16 protein-coding genes are annotated in these 16693 nt (G+C 60.7%); 5 read left to right on the top strand and 11 right to left on the bottom strand.

Annotated elements, in window-relative coordinates; all coding sequences use genetic code 11:
- Positions 1 to 64: 64 nt before the first annotated feature.
- From rplS to rpsP, 4 genes are all read right to left on the bottom strand, one after another.
- Complete coding sequence (gene rplS, locus ACQ4V8_RS07810) at positions 65 to 448, bottom strand: 50S ribosomal protein L19 (RefSeq protein WP_010395528.1); 384 nt, start codon at positions 446 to 448, stop codon at positions 65 to 67.
- Positions 449 to 578: 130 nt separating this feature from the next.
- On the bottom strand, positions 579 to 1325 hold the full coding sequence (gene trmD / locus ACQ4V8_RS07805; protein ID WP_010395527.1) for a tRNA (guanosine(37)-N1)-methyltransferase TrmD: 747 nt from the start codon (positions 1323 to 1325) through the stop codon (positions 579 to 581).
- A gap of 50 nt (positions 1326 to 1375) precedes the next feature.
- The gene (gene rimM, locus ACQ4V8_RS07800; RefSeq protein ID WP_010395525.1) at positions 1376 to 1939 is read right to left on the bottom strand and encodes a ribosome maturation factor RimM; all 564 of its coding nucleotides are present in this window, start codon (positions 1937 to 1939) and stop codon (positions 1376 to 1378) included.
- 13 nt (positions 1940 to 1952) lie between these two features.
- Entirely contained in the window at positions 1953 to 2204 is a 252-nt protein-coding gene (gene rpsP, locus ACQ4V8_RS07795) for a 30S ribosomal protein S16 (RefSeq protein WP_010395524.1), read from the bottom strand.
- Between the two features lie 296 nt (positions 2205 to 2500).
- On the opposite strand from rpsP, the gene ACQ4V8_RS07790 reads away from it, so the two are divergent.
- Both ACQ4V8_RS07790 and ACQ4V8_RS07785 read left to right on the top strand, forming a co-directional pair.
- Positions 2501 to 2935, top strand: coding sequence for an NINE protein (locus ACQ4V8_RS07790; protein WP_196855332.1), 435 nt, complete (start codon positions 2501 to 2503; stop codon positions 2933 to 2935).
- Positions 2936 to 3065: 130 nt separating this feature from the next.
- Positions 3066 to 3689, top strand: a complete 624-nt coding sequence (locus ACQ4V8_RS07785; RefSeq protein ID WP_010395521.1) for a glycine zipper 2TM domain-containing protein — start codon at positions 3066 to 3068, stop codon at positions 3687 to 3689.
- Between the two features lie 75 nt (positions 3690 to 3764).
- On the opposite strand, the gene ACQ4V8_RS07780 is transcribed toward ACQ4V8_RS07785, so the two are convergent.
- From ACQ4V8_RS07780 to ACQ4V8_RS07755, 6 genes are all read right to left on the bottom strand, one after another.
- The gene (locus tag ACQ4V8_RS07780) at positions 3765 to 5555 is read right to left on the bottom strand and encodes an acyl-CoA dehydrogenase (protein WP_010395516.1); all 1791 of its coding nucleotides are present in this window, start codon (positions 5553 to 5555) and stop codon (positions 3765 to 3767) included.
- A gap of 136 nt (positions 5556 to 5691) precedes the next feature.
- On the bottom strand, positions 5692 to 6624 hold the full coding sequence (locus ACQ4V8_RS07775; RefSeq protein ID WP_436571192.1) for an electron transfer flavoprotein subunit alpha/FixB family protein: 933 nt from the start codon (positions 6622 to 6624) through the stop codon (positions 5692 to 5694).
- A 120-nt stretch (positions 6625 to 6744) separates the two neighbouring features.
- Complete coding sequence (locus ACQ4V8_RS07770; RefSeq protein WP_010395512.1) at positions 6745 to 7494, bottom strand: electron transfer flavoprotein subunit beta/FixA family protein; 750 nt, start codon at positions 7492 to 7494, stop codon at positions 6745 to 6747.
- A gap of 252 nt (positions 7495 to 7746) precedes the next feature.
- On the bottom strand, positions 7747 to 8004 hold the full coding sequence (locus tag ACQ4V8_RS07765; protein ID WP_225317265.1) for a sulfurtransferase TusA family protein: 258 nt from the start codon (positions 8002 to 8004) through the stop codon (positions 7747 to 7749).
- A 207-nt stretch (positions 8005 to 8211) separates the two neighbouring features.
- Positions 8212 to 10824 (bottom strand): alanine--tRNA ligase, encoded by a 2613-nt coding sequence (alaS, locus tag ACQ4V8_RS07760; protein WP_010395507.1) that lies wholly within the window; start codon positions 10822 to 10824, stop codon positions 8212 to 8214.
- A gap of 118 nt (positions 10825 to 10942) precedes the next feature.
- On the bottom strand, positions 10943 to 11389 hold the full coding sequence (locus tag ACQ4V8_RS07755; protein WP_010395505.1) for a Fur family transcriptional regulator: 447 nt from the start codon (positions 11387 to 11389) through the stop codon (positions 10943 to 10945).
- 159 nt (positions 11390 to 11548) lie between these two features.
- Here ACQ4V8_RS07755 and ACQ4V8_RS07750 point away from each other — a divergent pair, with 159 nt between their 5' ends.
- Positions 11549 to 13600: a TonB-dependent receptor domain-containing protein gene (locus tag ACQ4V8_RS07750; RefSeq protein ID WP_436571191.1), complete on the top strand. Its 2052-nt coding sequence runs from the start codon at positions 11549 to 11551 to the stop codon at positions 13598 to 13600.
- Between the two features lie 3 nt (positions 13601 to 13603).
- On the opposite strand, the gene ugpQ is transcribed toward ACQ4V8_RS07750, so the two are convergent.
- Positions 13604 to 14344, bottom strand: coding sequence for a glycerophosphodiester phosphodiesterase (ugpQ, locus tag ACQ4V8_RS07745; RefSeq protein ID WP_436571190.1), 741 nt, complete (start codon positions 14342 to 14344; stop codon positions 13604 to 13606).
- 216 nt (positions 14345 to 14560) lie between these two features.
- On the opposite strand from ugpQ, the gene ACQ4V8_RS07740 reads away from it, so the two are divergent.
- Together ACQ4V8_RS07740 and ACQ4V8_RS07735 are read left to right on the top strand one after the other, a co-directional pair.
- Positions 14561 to 15664, top strand: coding sequence for a sensor histidine kinase (locus ACQ4V8_RS07740; RefSeq protein WP_436571189.1), 1104 nt, complete (start codon positions 14561 to 14563; stop codon positions 15662 to 15664).
- Complete coding sequence (locus ACQ4V8_RS07735) at positions 15661 to 16533, top strand: LytR/AlgR family response regulator transcription factor (protein WP_436571188.1); 873 nt, start codon at positions 15661 to 15663, stop codon at positions 16531 to 16533. Before ACQ4V8_RS07740 ends, ACQ4V8_RS07735 begins: the two co-directional genes overlap by 4 nt.
- Positions 16534 to 16693: the final 160 nt, after the last annotated feature.

Raw genomic sequence — 16693 nt, 5'->3', positions numbered from 1 at the left:
ACAACGCCATCAATAAAAAAAGGGGCGCCGCGAGGCACCCCTTTTCCCAACGCAGACGCTGATATTACGCGCTTGCTTTCGCCACAACGCGGCGATTTGGCAATTTTTCTTTGATACGCGCCGATTTACCCGAACGCTCACGCAGATAGTACAGCTTGGCGCGGCGAACATCACCACGGCGTTTCACTTCGATCGAAGCGATCAGCGGCGAGTACAGTTGGAACGTACGCTCAACGCCTTCGCCGGACGAGATCTTACGAACGATGAAGTTCGAGTTCAGGCCACGGTTACGACGGGAGATAACGACGCCTTCGTAAGCCTGGGCGCGCTTGCGCGTACCTTCGACTACGTTGACGCTGACGATAACGGTATCGCCTGGTGCGAATTCAGGAATGGTTTTACCCAGACGAGCAATTTCTTCCTGCTCTAATTGTTGAATCAAGTCCATTTTATAACTCCGAAAACCATCATGCCGGCGCACTGTGGATAGCAAGTATCCGCCCGGTAGAGGATGGGTAACACAATATGGGCAACATGCCCGGCACTACTGGCCACCCTGCAGGCCGTCCGGAGACAACTTACAGGCTGGCCAAGAATTTTTCGTCGGTCTTGCTGAGCAAGCCGGCGGCACGCGCACTGACCAGCAGGTCAGGCCGCTTTGTCGCGGTCGCTTCCAGCATGCGCTGGCGGCGCCACTTGACGATCTCGGCATGATTACCCCCCATCAAGACGGGCGGCACGGCCATGCCTTCATAGGTTTCCGGCCGCGTGTAGTGCGGCGAATCGAGCAAGCCATTGACGAAGCTATCCTCGACGGCCGATGCCTCGGTGTTCAACACACCGGGTAACAGGCGTATCACCGCATCCATCAGCGCCATGGCGGGCAATTCACCGCCCGACAGGACAAAGTCGCCAACACTGATTTCCTCGTCGACACAGCGCTCAAGCAAACGCTGGTCTACGGCTTCATAACGGCCACACAGGATCACCAAGCCAGGTTCGGCTTTCAACTGCGTGACGCGCTCGTGCGTCAGCGCGCGACCCTGCGGCGACATAAACACCACGCGGGGTAACGCCAGTCCGAGATCGGCCTGACGTTGCTTCGCGGCATTGATTGTCGCTTCGAGGGGGCGCGCCATCATCACCATGCCGGGGCCGCCGCCGTAAGGGCGGTCATCCACGGTACGGTGATTGTCGGTCGTGAAATCACGGGGATTCCACAGCGACAAGCCGCATTTACCCTGCTCGAAGGCACGCCGGGTCACACCCGACTGCGTCAGCGCGGCAAACATTTCCGGGAACAGGGTCACGACATCAAATTGCATCGCTCACCATCCGGCAAAGTTTGCCCGGCGCAAAATGATGCGCAGGCGGTTTAATAATCGAGGCCCCAGTCGACCGTGATCTTGCTGGCAGCCTTGTCAACGTTAATGACAAACTGACCAACAAACGGGATCAGGCGCTCAGGCGCCTTTTCAACGGTCTCATCGGCATCAGCATCTGCAACGGGCGTAACGCGCAAGATCGACTGCGGACCATTGCTCATCATGTCGTGCACTGTGCCAAGGCACTCGCCTTGCAAATTCTCGACTGTCAGCCCGATCAGATCGGACCAATAGAATTCATCGGCCGTCAGCGTCGGGAAATGGCTACGCGGAATTTGCACAGAAACACCTTTCAGCGCTTCTGCGGCATCCCGCCCGACCACACCCACCAGCTGGGCCACGACGTCGCCGCCGTGTAACTTCGCTTGCCTGACTTGAACATCATGCAAGGTCGGTTTATCAAACCACCAGGTTTTGACGCTTAATAATGCATCCGCGTCGTCGGAGAAAGGAGTGATCCTTACGCCGCCAGCAATGCCATAGGCACCGGAGACATAGCCTACCTGTACCAGGTCATCGGGGACTTTCACCCCGGATGCAGTCTTGACCGTCAAACCAGTGATCTAATTAAGCTGCTGCTTTGTTGTTGCTGGCTACCAAGCGAGCAACGGTTGGCGACAATTGTGCGCCAACGCCTTGCCAGTAGGCCAGACGGTCTGCGGTGATACGCAGTGGAACTTCGCCACCTTGCGCCATCGGGTTGTAAAAACCGATACGCTCAATGAAGCGACCATCGCGGCGATTGCGCGAGTCAGTAGCGACGATGTTGAAGAACGGGCGCTTCTTGGCGCCTCCACGAGCTAAACGAATAACGACCATAATATTTCCAAAAAGTGTGCTGAGGCGGAAAAAGCCGCAAATTATAGCGCGCTTTACCGCCAGGCAGCAAGCGTTATGATGACGGGCGTGTAATTTGGGCTAATCAAACATTATGACCAGTCATGACCGAAGACGCAATAGCCGCGTGCGTGTATCGTGCCGACAACGCCACGCCGGTGCGCCAAGCCGGTGCCATTGCGCGACAGCACCGCCTGGACGGCACATGAAAGTGCTATCGTTGCGACAGGCAATGACCGATACTGGCAATCTTTACCGATGAGCAACTCTAAAATCTTATGACCACCGCAAGCATTTTGCAACAGTCGCACAAGAACAAGGCAGGCACCACCTTGCTCGCCTTCCTGCTGGGCATGCTGGGTGCGCACCGCTTCTATCTGCATGGCGCCAAGGACCGCTGGGGATGGCTACACATGACCGCCCTGCCCGCCAGCCTGCTGCTGCACCAGCTGCTTCCCCAAGCCGACTGGTTTTACCAGATATTGCCCCTTGTCCTGTCCGCCCTGATCGGCTTCCTCGAAGCACTGGTACTGGGATTGATGCCGGATGACAAGTGGGATGCGCGCTACAACGCCGCCTCTGGCCGCCTGTCGGACACGGGCTGGCCCCTGGCCGTGGTGCTGGTCGCTACCTTGATGCTAGGCGCAGGCGTGCTGATCGCCACCATGGCGCGGCTGTTCGACTTGCTGTACACAGGCGGCGCCTACGGCTAATTTTTACATAGGAATAGCGACATTTTCGGCGCCCGGCACGCACATGTAAGTATTGGTAAGCAATCATGATTTACTTCTATACTGCACTCAGAATACCAACATTACTGCCACACCCCTTCAGGAGAAAATCATGCTGCGTCGCCCATACATCATCGCAGTGGCCATCACGGCCCTGTTCAGCACTTCCGCCTTCGCGCAAAATCTCTCGCCGAAGGCGCAATACGCCTACGACACGCAGCAAGCGAGCACGCGCTATGCTGATGACAAGAAATTGTGCGCAGAAGAAAGCAGCTCGAAAGCGCGCATGCAATGCCTGCGCGACGCGAAGAGCGAACACGAGCAGGCTATCAGCGACGCCAAGGCTGCGCAGAAAGCAGGCAATTCCTACGCCAGCCAGCCCTCCAAGAAGCCGCAGCAAATCTGCGCCGATTGCGCCAAGGTGCTGGCGGTCAACGTCGCTGACAAAGCGGGCGAAGGCGGGGCGCTGGGCATGATAGGCGGCGGCGTGGCGGGCGCCCTGCTGGGCCGCCAGGTCGGTGGCGGGCTAGGCAAGGACCTGGCCACCCTGGCAGGCGCCGCTGGCGGTGCTTACGCCGGCAAGCAAGTCGAAGGCCATATGAAGAATGCCAAGACCTGGACCGTCACGGTACAGTATGAAACAGGGGCCAAGGCCGATTTCGCGTTTGACCAAGACCCTGGCCTGGCTGCTGGCGACCTGGTACGCAACTCGGGCAATGGCATTGTCAGAAGATAAGCCGAACCCAAAAGCAAGGACTGGGGTCGGACCCTCAGGGTCCGACCCCGGCATTTGCAGTTGGGTTGGCTAAGATTAAAACTGCTCTTCCGACATGGCCAGCACGCCCGCGCTGCCGTCGATGATGCTGGCGCGCAAGCCCGGCGCTTGTGACAGGATGTGGTCGGCAAAGAAGCGCGCCGTGGCGATTTTTGCCTTGTAAAACGAGACGTCGCCACTGCCCTCTTCCAGCCTTTGTTGCGCCACGATGGCCGCGCGCGCCATTTGCCAGCCACCGAGCACGATGCCGGCCAGTTTCAAATAGGGCACGCTGCCCGCAAACACGGCCTTGATGTCCGTCTTCATGTTCGCCACCACGTATTCCACCACCGCTTCGAGCGCGGCGCTGCCTTCAGCCAGGTGGCGCTGCATGGCCTGGAAGTCGGCGCCGGAGAGCTCGCCCAGCTGGGCTTGCGTGGCGCGCACCTGGGCGATGATCGCCTTGGCAACAGCGCCGCCATCGCGCACCGTCTTGCGGCCCACGAGGTCATTTGCCTGGATCGCCGTCGTGCCTTCGTAAATGGTGAGAATCTTGGCGTCGCGGTAATGCTGGGCGGCGCCTGTTTCCTCAATGAAGCCCATGCCGCCATGCACTTGCACGCCGTCGCGCGTCACATCCTGCGCCATTTCCGTGGCCCAGCCCTTGATGATGGGCACCATATATTCATAGGTCGCCAGGCTTTCCGCGCGCACGTCCGCCTGCGGATGATGGTGCGCCACGTCGCTAATGGCCGCGCCCACGTAGGCCAGCGCGCGCGCCGCCTCGGTTTGCGAGCGCATGGACATCAGCATGCGGCGCACGTCCGGGTGGTGGATGATGGAAACGGGGCCAGGCGAGCCCGTCAGGTCACGCGACTGCACGCGGTCCTTGGCAAATGCCACGGCCTGCTGGTAGGCACGCTCGGCCAGGCCGATGCCCTGCACGCCGACGCCGAAACGGGCGGCGTTCATCATGATGAACATGTATTCGAGGCCGCGGTTTTCCTCACCTACCAGAGTGCCGATGGCACCGCCATGGTCGCCGAACTGCAACACCGCTGTCGGGCTGGCCTTGATGCCCAGCTTGTGTTCGATGGACACGCAATGGGCGTCGTTGCGCGCGCCCAGGCTGCCGTCGGCATTGACGAGGAACTTCGGCACGATGAACAGCGAAATGCCTTTCACGCCAGCGGGCGCGTCCGGCGTGCGGGCCAGCACCAGGTGAACGATGTTTTCCGCCATGTCGTGCTCACCATAGGTGATGTAAATCTTGGTACCGAAGACTTTATAGCTGCCATCGCCCTGCGGCACGGCACGCGTGCGCACGGCGGCCAGGTCGGACCCCGCTTGCGGCTCCGTCAGGTTCATGGTGCCGGTCCACTTGCCCGACACCAGCTTTTCCAGGTAGACAGCCTTCTGCTCGTCGCTGCCGGCCGTCAACAGTGCTTCGATGGCACCATCGGACAGCAGGGCGACCAGGGCAAACGAGATGCTGGCCGAGTTGAGCATTTCGATGCAGGGCGTCGCCAGCAGCTTGGGCAAGCCCTGGCCACCAAATTGCGTCGGGTGCTGCACACCCTGCCAGCCTGCTTCGCCATAGGCCTTGAAGGCTTCCTTGAAGCCTTTCGAGGTAGTGACTTGACCGTCGTGCCAAAAACTCGGTTCCTTGTCACTGGGCCAGTTCAGGGGGGCCACCACGCCGCCGCAGAATTTGGCATTCTCTTCCAGCACGGCCTCGGCCGTGTCGGGCGTGGCGTCTTCGCAGCCCGGCAAGGTGTGGATTTCGGCCAGGCCGGCCAATTCGTTCATGACGAACAACATGTCTTTCAGCGGGGCTTGATAGCTCATCTTCTTTTCTCCAAGAAAAAAGCCACGCGCGGCCCGCCGTGTGGGGCGGGCCGGCGTGGCTTTGTAGTCGGAGCGTATCGCGGCAAATGACTACATCTGCCGCGATACGCTCTACACAAAACCGGATCGGGCTGAATTAACCCAGTTCGTTGACCAGTTGCGGCACGATCTCGAACAGATCGCCCACGATGCCGTAGTCGGCCACGGAAAAGATTGGCGCTTCCGGATCTTTGTTGATGGCAACGATGGTTTTCGAGTCTTTCATGCCGGCCAGATGCTGGATCGCGCCCGAGATACCGACGGCGATGTACAGCGATGGCGCAACGATCTTGCCCGTCTGGCCCACTTGCCAGTCGTTCGGCACGAAGCCGGCGTCGACGGCAGCGCGCGACGCACCCATGGCGGCGCCCAGCTTGTCGGCCAGCGGTTCCAGGATATGAAAGTTCTCGGCCGAACCCATGCCACGTCCACCCGACACGATGACTTTCGCGGCGGTCAGTTCAGGGCGGTCGGACTTGGCCAGTTCGCGGCCCACGAAGGCCGATTTGCCCGCGTCGGCCACGGCGGCGATGGTTTCGGTGGCAGCCGAACCGCCGGTGGCGGCAGCGGCGTCGAAGCCGGTGGTGCGCACGGTGATGACCTTGACCTTGTCGCCAGATTGCACGGTGGCAATGGCATTACCGGCGTAGATCGGCCGCTCGAAGGTGTCAGGCGTATCGACCTTGGTGATTTCCGAGATTTGCGCCACGTCCAGCTTGGCGGCCACGCGCGGCAAGATATTCTTGCCGTAGGCGGTGGCTGGCGCCAGGATGTGGCTGTAGTTGCCGGCGATGGCCAGCACTTGCTCGGCCACGTTTTCGGCCAGGCCGTCGGCAAAGTAAGGCGCGTCGGCCACGATGACTTTCGTCACGCCGGCGATCTGCGCGGCGGCAGCGGCAGCGGCCGATGCATTCGAGCCAGCAACGAGCACGTGCACGTCGCCGCCGCACTGGGCAGCGGCTGTCACGGTGTGGTGGGTGCTACCCTTTAAGGTAGCGTTGTCGTGTTCAGCAATAACTAATGCGACCATGATTATTCCTAATAGTTAGCAAGTGCCGGGGTCAGTCTCTTCGAGATCGGTATCAGTTCCATTGGAACTGGTACCCCCGGCGGGTCTGACCCCGGATTTTATGTTTTGGCGGCAAACCGCTCAGATGACTTTGGCTTCGGTACGCAGCTTGGCGACCAAGGTGGCCACGTCCGCTACCTTGATGCCGGCCGAGCGCTTGGCTGGCTCGACGACTTTCAGGGTTTTCAGGCGCGGCGCAACGTCGACGCCCAGGTCTTCCGGCTTGACGGTCTCGAGCGGCTTTTTCTTCGCCTTCATGATGTTCGGCAAAGTCACATAGCGTGGCTCGTTCAGGCGCAAATCGGTGGTGATGATCGCTGGCAAGGTCAATGCCAGCGTTTCCAGGCCGCCGTCGACTTCGCGCGTGACGGTCACTTTGCCATCTTCCAGCACGACTTTCGAGGCGAACGTGGCTTGCGGCCAACCCAGCAAGGCTGCCAGCATCTGGCCAGTCTGGTTGCTGTCGTCGTCGATGGCTTGCTTGCCCAGGATGATCAGTTGCGGCTGTTCTTTGTCGGCCAGAGCCTTGACCAGCTTGGCCACTGCCAGCGGTTCCAGTTCGGTCGTCGTTTCTACCAGGATGCCGCGGTCGGCGCCGATGGCCATGGCGGTACGCAAGGTTTCCTGGCACTGCGTCACGCCGCAGGAGATGGCGACCACTTCAGTGACCTTGCCGGCTTCTTTCAAGCGCATCGCTTCTTCCAGCGCGATCTCATCGAAAGGGTTCATCGACATTTTGACGTTGGCGGTATCGACGCCAGTGCCGTCGCTCTTGACGCGGACTTTGACGTTATAGTCGACCACGCGTTTGACGGGTACCAAGACTTTCATAGCTATGCCTTTGGGAAAATATAAAAATGACGGATCAAGTGCTGATTCTGCGTTCGATTATAAGAGAAATTTGAATCCTGAACCGAATTTAAGCACGATCGTGCGATTTTTTGTTAGAACAATCCATCTAAACTGTGCAGCTTCGACGATTTCAAGGTAGTCTGCCGCTACGCTGCAGGGCAGCAAAAAGACGTGAAAAAGACGCGGCAGGGTATTCACCAGGCCGCGCCACGGCGGCCCCGGCTGGCACAATTATTTGCGTTGCATCAGGAAGACGAATTCGGTACCCGTCTGTACATGCGACAGCAGGGCATTGCCCGTTTGCTTGGCGAAAGCCTGAAAGTCGCGCACGGAACCGGGGTCGGTTGCCATGATGCGCAGTACTTCACCACTCTGCAGCTCTGACAAAGCTTTTTTCGCCTTTAGAATCGGCAACGGGCAATTCAAGCCCCGCGCGTCGAGCTCTTTGTGAAATTCCATAATCTCGGTATCTAGTAGTGTGTCGCTCATCATCAATATCCCAGCATTGTTTTGTTGTACTGATTTTCGACATACTACTCTAAATCAGGGGCATTGACGCGCTGCACCAAAATAGTTCATCGGCTGTTGTGGTGTCACAACGAGATTGCACACGGCAAAACGGCCCGCAAACATCGTCTGCGGGCCGTTTTCAAGGCGCTGAGGGATAAAAACCCCGCATGCCTGCTAGCTTACGCCTTATCTTGCGCGTTCGCCGACCCAGGCCGGCACGCCTGCCAAGGCATGCGCCAGACCGCTGGCATCGGTGCCGCCCGCTTGCGCCATATCGGGGCGTCCGCCGCCTTTTCCGCCCACTTGCTGTGCAACGAAGTTCACCAGCTCACCCGCTTTGACCTTGGAAGTGGCGTCCGCCGTCACGCCGGCGATCAGGCTGACCTTGCCGTCAGCGACGCTGGCGAGCACGATGGCAGCCGTCTTCAGCTTGTCCTTCAGCTTATCCATGGTTTCGCGCAAACGGGCCACGTCGGCGCCTTCCAGCACGGCAGCGAGTACCTTGATGCCATTCACATCGACCGCTTGCGTGAGCAGTTCATCGCCCTGGCCGGAAGCCAGTTTCGATTTCAGCGCGGCCAATTCCTTCTCCAGCGCCTTCACATGCTCTTGCACCTGGACGATGCGCGCCGTCAGCTCTTCCGGCTGCGCCTTCAGGGTGTTGGCCGCTTCGACCAGGCGGCGGTTGATGCTTTGCACCAGCGCCAGCGCGCCCTCGCCCGTTACCGCTTCGACGCGGCGGATACCGGCGGCCACGCCGCTTTCGCCGATGATCTTGAACAGGCCAATATCGCCCGTGCGCTGCACATGGACGCCGCCGCACAGCTCTTTCGAGCTGCCGATGTCGAGCACGCGCACTTCGTCGCCGTATTTCTCGCCGAACAATGCCATCGCGCCATGCTTGACGGCATCGTCAAACGACATCAAGTGCGCCTGCGTGGCACGGTTTTCCAGGATCTCTTTATTGACGATGGTTTCCACGGCCGCGATCTGCTCGGCCGTCATCGGGGCATTGTGGCTAAAGTCGAAACGGGTTTTATCCGGATCGACCAGCGACCCCTTTTGCGCCACGTGGCTGCCCAGCACTTCGCGCAAGGCCTTGTGCATCAAGTGCGTGGCCGAGTGGTTGCGTATCGTGCGTGCGCGCTTGGCCGTATCGACTTCGGCCGAGACGGCGTCGCCCACCTTCAACACACCGGATTCGAGCACGCCATGGTGGCCAAACACGTCAGCCTGGATTTTCAGGGTATCGCTGACGGCAAAGCTGCCCGCACCCGTGGCGATCACGCCCTGGTCGCCCACCTGGCCGCCCGATTCCGCGTAGAACGGCGTGGTGTCGAGCACGACGATGCCCGCCACGCCGGCGTTCAGTTGCTGCACCGGCGTGCCGGCTGCATACAGCGCCACGACCTTGCTGCTGAACGTCAATTGATCGTAGCCGACGAATTTATTCTTCTCGCCCGCGTACTCGACCTTGCTATCCTTGTGCGTCTTGCCGCCCTTGCGCGACAGTTCCTGGCTTTCCTTCAGCGCCACGTCGTAGCCTGCCTGGTCGAACGTGATATTGCGTTCGCGGCAAATGTCGGCTGTCAGGTCTGGCGGGAAGCCATAGGTTTCGTAGAGGGTGAAGGCGGTGGCGCCGTCGATGCCAGTGGCATCCTTGGACAGTTGCGCTTCCAGTACTTTCATGCCCGTTTCCAGGGTTTCGCCGAAACGCTCTTCCTCGGCTTTCAGCATGCTGGCAACGTTGTCCTTGGCGTCTTCGAGCTCGGGATAGGCGCCGCCCATCTCGCTGGCCAGGTCGGCCACCAGCTTGTAGAAGAACGGTTTCGTCTGGCCCAGCTTGTGGCCATGGCGCAAGGCGCGACGGATGATGCGGCGCAACACATAGGCGCGCCCTTCGCTGCCAGGAATGACGCCGTCGACGATCATGAAGGCGGCGGAGCGGATGTGGTCGGCGATCACGCGCAACGACTTGTTTTCCAAGTCAGTGGCGCCCGTTTCGCGCGCGGCAGCGCCGATCAAATGCTGGAACAGGTCGATTTCATAGTTTGAATGCACGTGCTGCAGCACCGCTGCCAGACGCTCCATGCCCATGCCCGTATCGACGCAAGGCTTGGGCAGCTTGTGCATCACGCCCGCTTCGTCGCGGTTAAATTGCATGAACACCAGGTTCCAGATTTCAATGAAGCGGTCGCCATCTTCATCCGGCGAACCCGGCGGGCCGCCAGCAATGTCGGCGCCGTGGTCGTAGAAGATTTCCGTGCACGGGCCGCATGGGCCCGTGTCTGCCATCTGCCAGAAATTGTCCGAAGCGTAACGCGCACCCTTGTTGTCACCGATGCGGATGATGCGCTCGGTAGGCACACCGATCTCCTTGGCCCAGATGTCATACGCTTCGTCATCTTCGATGTACACGGTGACCGTCAGCTTGTCGGCCGGCAAGCCATACACCTTGGTCAGCAGTTCCCACGCGTAGTGAATCGCATCGCGCTTGAAATAGTCGCCGAAGCTGAAGTTGCCCAGCATTTCAAAGAAGGTGTGGTGGCGCGCCGTGTAGCCGACGTTTTCCAGGTCGTTGTGCTTGCCGCCGGCGCGCACGCAGCGCTGCACCGAGGTGGCACGCGTGTACGGACGGCTGTCCGTGCCCGTAAACACATCCTTGAATTGCACCATGCCGCTGTTCGTCAACAGCAAGGTCGGATCGTTGCCTGGCACCAGGGAGCTGGAACGGACGATGGAATGGCCCTTGGATTCGAAAAATTTGAGGAACTTGTCGCGGATTTCAGATGATTTCATGTTTTTTTGGCAAAGAGTGGCGGCAGCTTTAAAGGGAAGATTATACGTGATATGGGGTGTAGCAATTACGCCAGGCAAGGCCATTGTGCACCCGTGCCCAGCCGGACCGCCAGCCCGCTCAGGCCGGGTCGTGACCCTTGGCGCAGGCGTGCGGGGCGGCGCCCGTTGACACCACCGTGGCAGCGGCGGCACCATTGCAGTCGGCGCAGCGGCCGTACAGCGTCAACTCGTGGCGCTCGACGACAAAGCCTTGCGGCGCCATGCGCTTCAAGTCGCCCGGACAATCATGCACATCGAACACGCGCTGGCACGTGCTGCACTGAAAATGGTGGTGATGGTGATTGGCGGCCGTGTTCGACTCATAGCGTGGGTTTTCGCCCGGCAAGGTGACCACGTGCACTTTTTCTTCCAGCACCAGCGATTTTAAGTTGCGGTAGACGGTAGCGATGCCCAGTTGCGTCACCTGCAAGCTGGCCTGTTCGAGGATTTCCTGCGCCGACAGCGGGCGCTGGGCCGATTCTATGGCGGCTTGAATAGCGGTTTTTTGACGTGTTGTGCGTTCCATAGCCGACAGAATACACCATCCGTGTCCATCTACCGTCCGGAAAACTGTCACACAATAATGATAATGGGTTATCATTATCATCTTATGGCAGTCAGCCCATACGGCAATAGCCTGCCCAAACGTCGCAAACACCGATAGCAGATAAAGGAAATCTTAACCATGTCCGTTCGTCTTCAACAACCAACTCCCCTCGCACTGGCCATCATGCTGGCCTTCGCCGCACCGGCCAGCGCACTGGCGCAGCAGGCAGCGACCTTGCCGGCCGTGACCGTCTCGGCCAGCGCCCTGGCCCTGGGCAGCGACGACATGAGCACGCCCGTGAGCGTACTCGAAGGCGAGGCACTGGTACTGGCACGGGAAGCGACCTTGGGCGAAACCCTGGCTGGCCAGCCCGGCATCACGGCCAGCCATTTCGGCGCCGGCGCCAGCCGTCCCATCATCCGTGGCATGGATGGCCCGCGCGTGAAAATCCTCTCCGACGGCGCCGAAGTGCAGGATGCCTCGACCATCAGTCCCGACCATGCGGTGGCGGCCGAACCGATGCTGTCGGAACAGATTGAAGTCCTGCGCGGCCCGTCCGCGCTGGCGTATGGCGGCGGTGCCGTCGGCGGCGTCGTCAACGTGATCGACAAGAAAATTCCTACGCGCGTGCCGGCCAAAGGCTTTGAAGGCAGCGCGGAAGTGCGCGCCAACTCGGGCGCGCGCGAAAAGGCGGGCGCCTTTGAAGTCACTGGCGGCAGCGGCAACATCGCCTTCCACGCAGAAGGCGTGAAGCGCGACGCAAAAGAGTACAAGGTCGGCAGCGGCTGGGAAGGCGGCGCCAAAGTGGCCGGCAGCGACAACAAGACGGACACGGGCAGCGTGGGCGTGTCGTGGGTGGGATCACAGGGTTTCCTGGGTCTGGCCTTCACCAGCCAGCATGCCGAGTACGGCTTGCCTGGCCACAACCACGAATTCGCGAGCTGCCATCCGCACGGCACGCACCTGCATTGCGGCGGCCACGACGGCCACGACCACGGTGCTGAAGAAGAACATGGGCACGACCATGAAAGCGTGCCATATGTCAAACTGAAGAGCGAACGCTGGGATGTGCGCGGTGAATTGCGCGATCCCGTGCCCGGCTTCGCCAAGCTGCGCCTGCGCGCCGCGTTCACCGATTACAAGCACGACGAAATCGAAGGCACGGAAATCGCCACCACCTTCAAGAACAAGGGCCACGATGCGCGCCTGGAAATGGAACACTACCCCGTCTTCGGCTGGCGCGGCGTGCTCGGCCTGCAAACATCGAAGCGCGATTTCTCCGCCCTGGGCGAGGAAGCCTATGTGGCGCCAACGCTAACGAAGAAACATGCAGCCTTCCTGGTGGAAGAATACAATTTGCAGCAATGGCGCTTCGAAGCGGGCTTGCGCCACGAATGGCAAGACATTGCCGTCGACAGCGCCACCTTGCAAAAGCGCAGCGCCAAGGGCACGTCCGTGTCATTCGGCGCCTTGTGGAAATTTGCGCCCCAGTATTCGCTCGGCTCAAGCATTTCCCGCACCCACCGTTTGCCCAGCGCCGAGGAACTGTATGCACACGGCGTACACATGGCCACGGCCACGTATGAACTGGGCAATCAAAACCTGGGCAAGGAAACGTCGAACAATATCGATTTGACCTTGCGTAAATATGCGGGTGCCACGACGTTCTCGGCCAGCGCCTATCGCAACAAGGTCGACAACTACATCTTTGGCAGCACCCTGGATAGCCACGAAGGCTTCCAGCTGATCCAGTACGCCCAGCGCGACGCCACGTTCACCGGCGTGGAAGGGCAAATCCGCCAGCAACTGAACCCCATATTCGGCGCCAGCGTGTTCGGCGACTATGTGCGGGCCAAACTGGCCGACGGCGGTGGCAATTTGCCGCGCATCCCCGCCCAGCGCGTGGGCGTGAAAGTTGACGCCAACTGGCAGGCGTGGAGCGGCGTGGCCGAATTCTACCGCGTGGGCAAGCAAGATAAAGTGGCAGCGTTCGAAACGGCAACGCCGGGCTACAACATGCTTAATCTGTCTGCCAACTATGACACGCGCATCGGCACCACGCCCGCCCAGTTCTACATCAAGGCGAGCAACCTGAGGAATCAACTGGCGTACAGCCATACTTCCTTCATCAAGAATGCGGCGCCGTTGATGGGACGCAACTTGACTGTGGGAATGCGCGTCACGTTTTAATCCTTAGTACGGCTTGATCAAATCGATCCGGTCCGTACAAAAGCCGTCCACGCCCCAGGCCAGCAGCTCGCTGGCCCGTTCGGGCGTGTTGACGGTGTAGCAAAACAGTCCAAATCCCCCGCTTTTCACCTCTCGCGCCAGTGCTGGCGTCAGTTGCCGATGGTCGCAATGGATGGCCACCACGCCCAGTTCGCGCGCCATCCGTGCCCAGTCTTGCGGTAGTTGTTCGAGCAGCCAGCCGCACGCCAGTTCCGGCGCCGCCTGGCGCGCCGCTTGCAAGGCTGCGATGCTGAACGAGGATAGCAGGGGCAATAATTCTCCCGTAGCAATTTCCTTTGCGAAATAATCGCGCGTGGCCTGCGCCACCGTCGCGCCCGTGGCCACCTCGAAGCCGGGCGCTGGCTTGATTTCGATATTCATCCAGATGCGCTGCGCCTTGCAATACGCCACCACGGCGTCGAACGCGGGCACGCCCTCGCCTGCAAACTGCGGGCCAAACCAGGCGCCCGCCTCCATGCTCCCCAGTTGCGCAGCCGTGTAATCGTTGACATGTCCGCTGCCAGCCACGGTGCGCCCCAGCTGCGGGTCGTGCACCACGACAGGCACGCCGTCGGACGCCAGCATGACGTCAAATTCCACGGCGCGATAGCCGTGGGCCAGGCCACAGCGCAGGGCGGCCAAGGTGTTTTCAGGCGCCAGAGTGCCGCCGCCGCGGTGCGCCAGGGTGCGTGGATAGGGCCACATGGTGTTCCTTTAGCGTGATAAGGTGATCGATCAGAACGTCTTGCCATCATCGCGTGCAAGCAGCGCCATGTAAAGGTCTGTAAAGGACGCGAGCCTGCGAGCAGGCGATTGGCGCCACGCCTGGCCCGTTTCGTCGCAGCGGCGTTGCCAGCGCGTGCAGAGCCGCTCATAATTGCCGTATTGCCAAGCCGAGCGCCCACCTGAAAGCAGTCCCGCATGTACACTACCGACGCTGCCCCCCGCAAGACGGGCTTTCCCTACCGGCGCCTGCTGAGCGATGCCCGCTATATGCTGTTGCTCAATGTCTTGTGCGGGCTTTTCATCACCTTCGTGCTCAACGACGGACGCAGCCTCTGGCTCAACCTGCTTGCGTCCATGTGCATAGGTGGCATCGCCTTCCTGCTCATCGACGGCATCCGCCTGGCATGCTGGGGCGAAGAACGCCGCCCACAAAAGCTCCCCTTCGCTGCCCTCATCATCGTCAGCGCCGGCGTGGCGCAAGTCGGCGGCACCATGTTGTTCGGCTGGCTAGCCAATATCGACGTTGCCGCGCCCATCGCCCTGTCGCCGCGTAATGTCGGCATGACCATGTTTACCTTGGCGGTGGCGGGGGCGGCCATCCTGTTCTTTAGCAGCCGCGAGAAAATTGCGAGACTGCAAATGGAGGCGGCCCAGGAAAAGGCCCGCGCCGAATCCGTGGCGCGCCAGGCGATGCAAGCCCAGCTGCAACTGCTGCAGGCACAGATTGAACCACACATGCTGTTCAATACCCTGGCCAACTTGCAGGGCCTGATCAGCTTTGATGCGCACCGCGCCCAGCAGCTGCTCGATCAGCTGATCCAGTATTTGCGCGCCACCCTTTCATCATCGCGCGCCGAGTCCACCACCCTGGGGCAGGAGTTTGCCCTCATGCAAGCCTACCTGGGGCTGATGTCCATCCGCATGGGCGAGCGCCTGCGCTTTACGCTGGACTTGCCCGAGGCCTTGCGGCAGATCAAGGTGCCCCCCATGCTGCTGCAACCACTGGTGGAAAATGCCATCCAGCACGGCCTGGAACCGAAAATCGAAGGCGGCCATATCCACGTGCAGGCATCCACCGACGCTGGCGTGCTGATACTCACCGTCTGCGACGATGGCCTGGGCCTCGATCATCCGGGCCAGACCAAGGGCACGCACCTGGGCGTGGCAAATATCCGCGAACGCCTGCGCGGCATGCATGGCGATGCCGCCAGCCTGTCGCTGGCCGCCAACCATAGTTCAGGCGCGACTGCCCGCCTGACATTCCCCCTTCCACCCTCCATTACGAGTCCCCTCGCATGAGCCAGCACACCCCTCGCCCACCGCGCGCCCTGATCGCCGAAGACGAACCCATCCTCGCCGCCGCCCTTGCGCACGCCTTGCAGCGGCTGTGGCCAGAACTCGACATAGTCGCTAGTTGTCCGAACGGCGTGGAAGCCTTGCGACTAGGGCTGGCATTGCAACCCGAGATACTCTTTCTCGACATCAAGATGCCAGGCAAGACGGGCCTGGAAGCGGCCGAAGAACTGGCGGAACAATGGCCCGACGGCGTGGCGTTTCCCCACATCGTGTTCGTCACCGCCTACGATGAATACGCGCTGGCCGCCTTCGAACAGGCAGCCGCCGATTACGTTTTAAAGCCCGTCAACGATGCGCGCCTGGGCAAGACGGTGGAACGCCTGCAGCAGCGCTTGCGCAACAGTGCCGGCGCCGTCGCCAGTGCTACAGCAGCGCCAGCAGCGGCGGCAGCTCCAGCCGCCACGGCGGCGACGCAAATAACATCCGCCGACGATGACAATATGGCACGCTTGCTGCGCCAGCTGCAAGCCATGCTGCCAGCCGCGCCGCGGCTGCAAATGATACGCGCGGCCGTTGGCAACAGCGTGCGCATGATCGCCTTGGCCGACGTCGTGTATTTCGAGGCGCTGGACAAATACATCAACGTCGTGTGCCGCGACAGCGAAGCGCTGATACGCACCAGCCTGAAGGAACTCTTGCCGCAGCTGGACGCGCAACAATTCTGGCAAATCCACCGCGGCACCATCGTCAATGCCAGCGCCATCGCCACGGCCGTGCGCGACGAGGCAGGCAAGCTGTCACTGACCCTGCGCCAGCATCCGGCACAGCTGCGCGTCAGTCCTTTGTATGCCCACCTGTTCCGCCAGATGTAAGGCGCTCAAGCGACAAGGCCTGGTGCAGCCGGCGCTTCAGGTCCCGCTTCGGGTGCGATGGTTTCAGGTCCGCTCATGCAGCATGGCCCCTGGGCACGGCACTGTGCATTTCCGGCATCACACTGCCGGCCGCGCAGGGTTCCGCGCCAGCGGCCTCAGC

Origin of the sequence: Janthinobacterium paucivorans (genome assembly GCF_051380805.1) — a bacterium.
Classification (GTDB): domain Bacteria; phylum Pseudomonadota; class Gammaproteobacteria; order Burkholderiales; family Burkholderiaceae_D; genus Janthinobacterium; species Janthinobacterium lividum_D.
The sequence above is the reverse complement of the archived record's forward strand: the minus strand, read 5'-3'. Positions and strand labels throughout refer to the sequence as shown.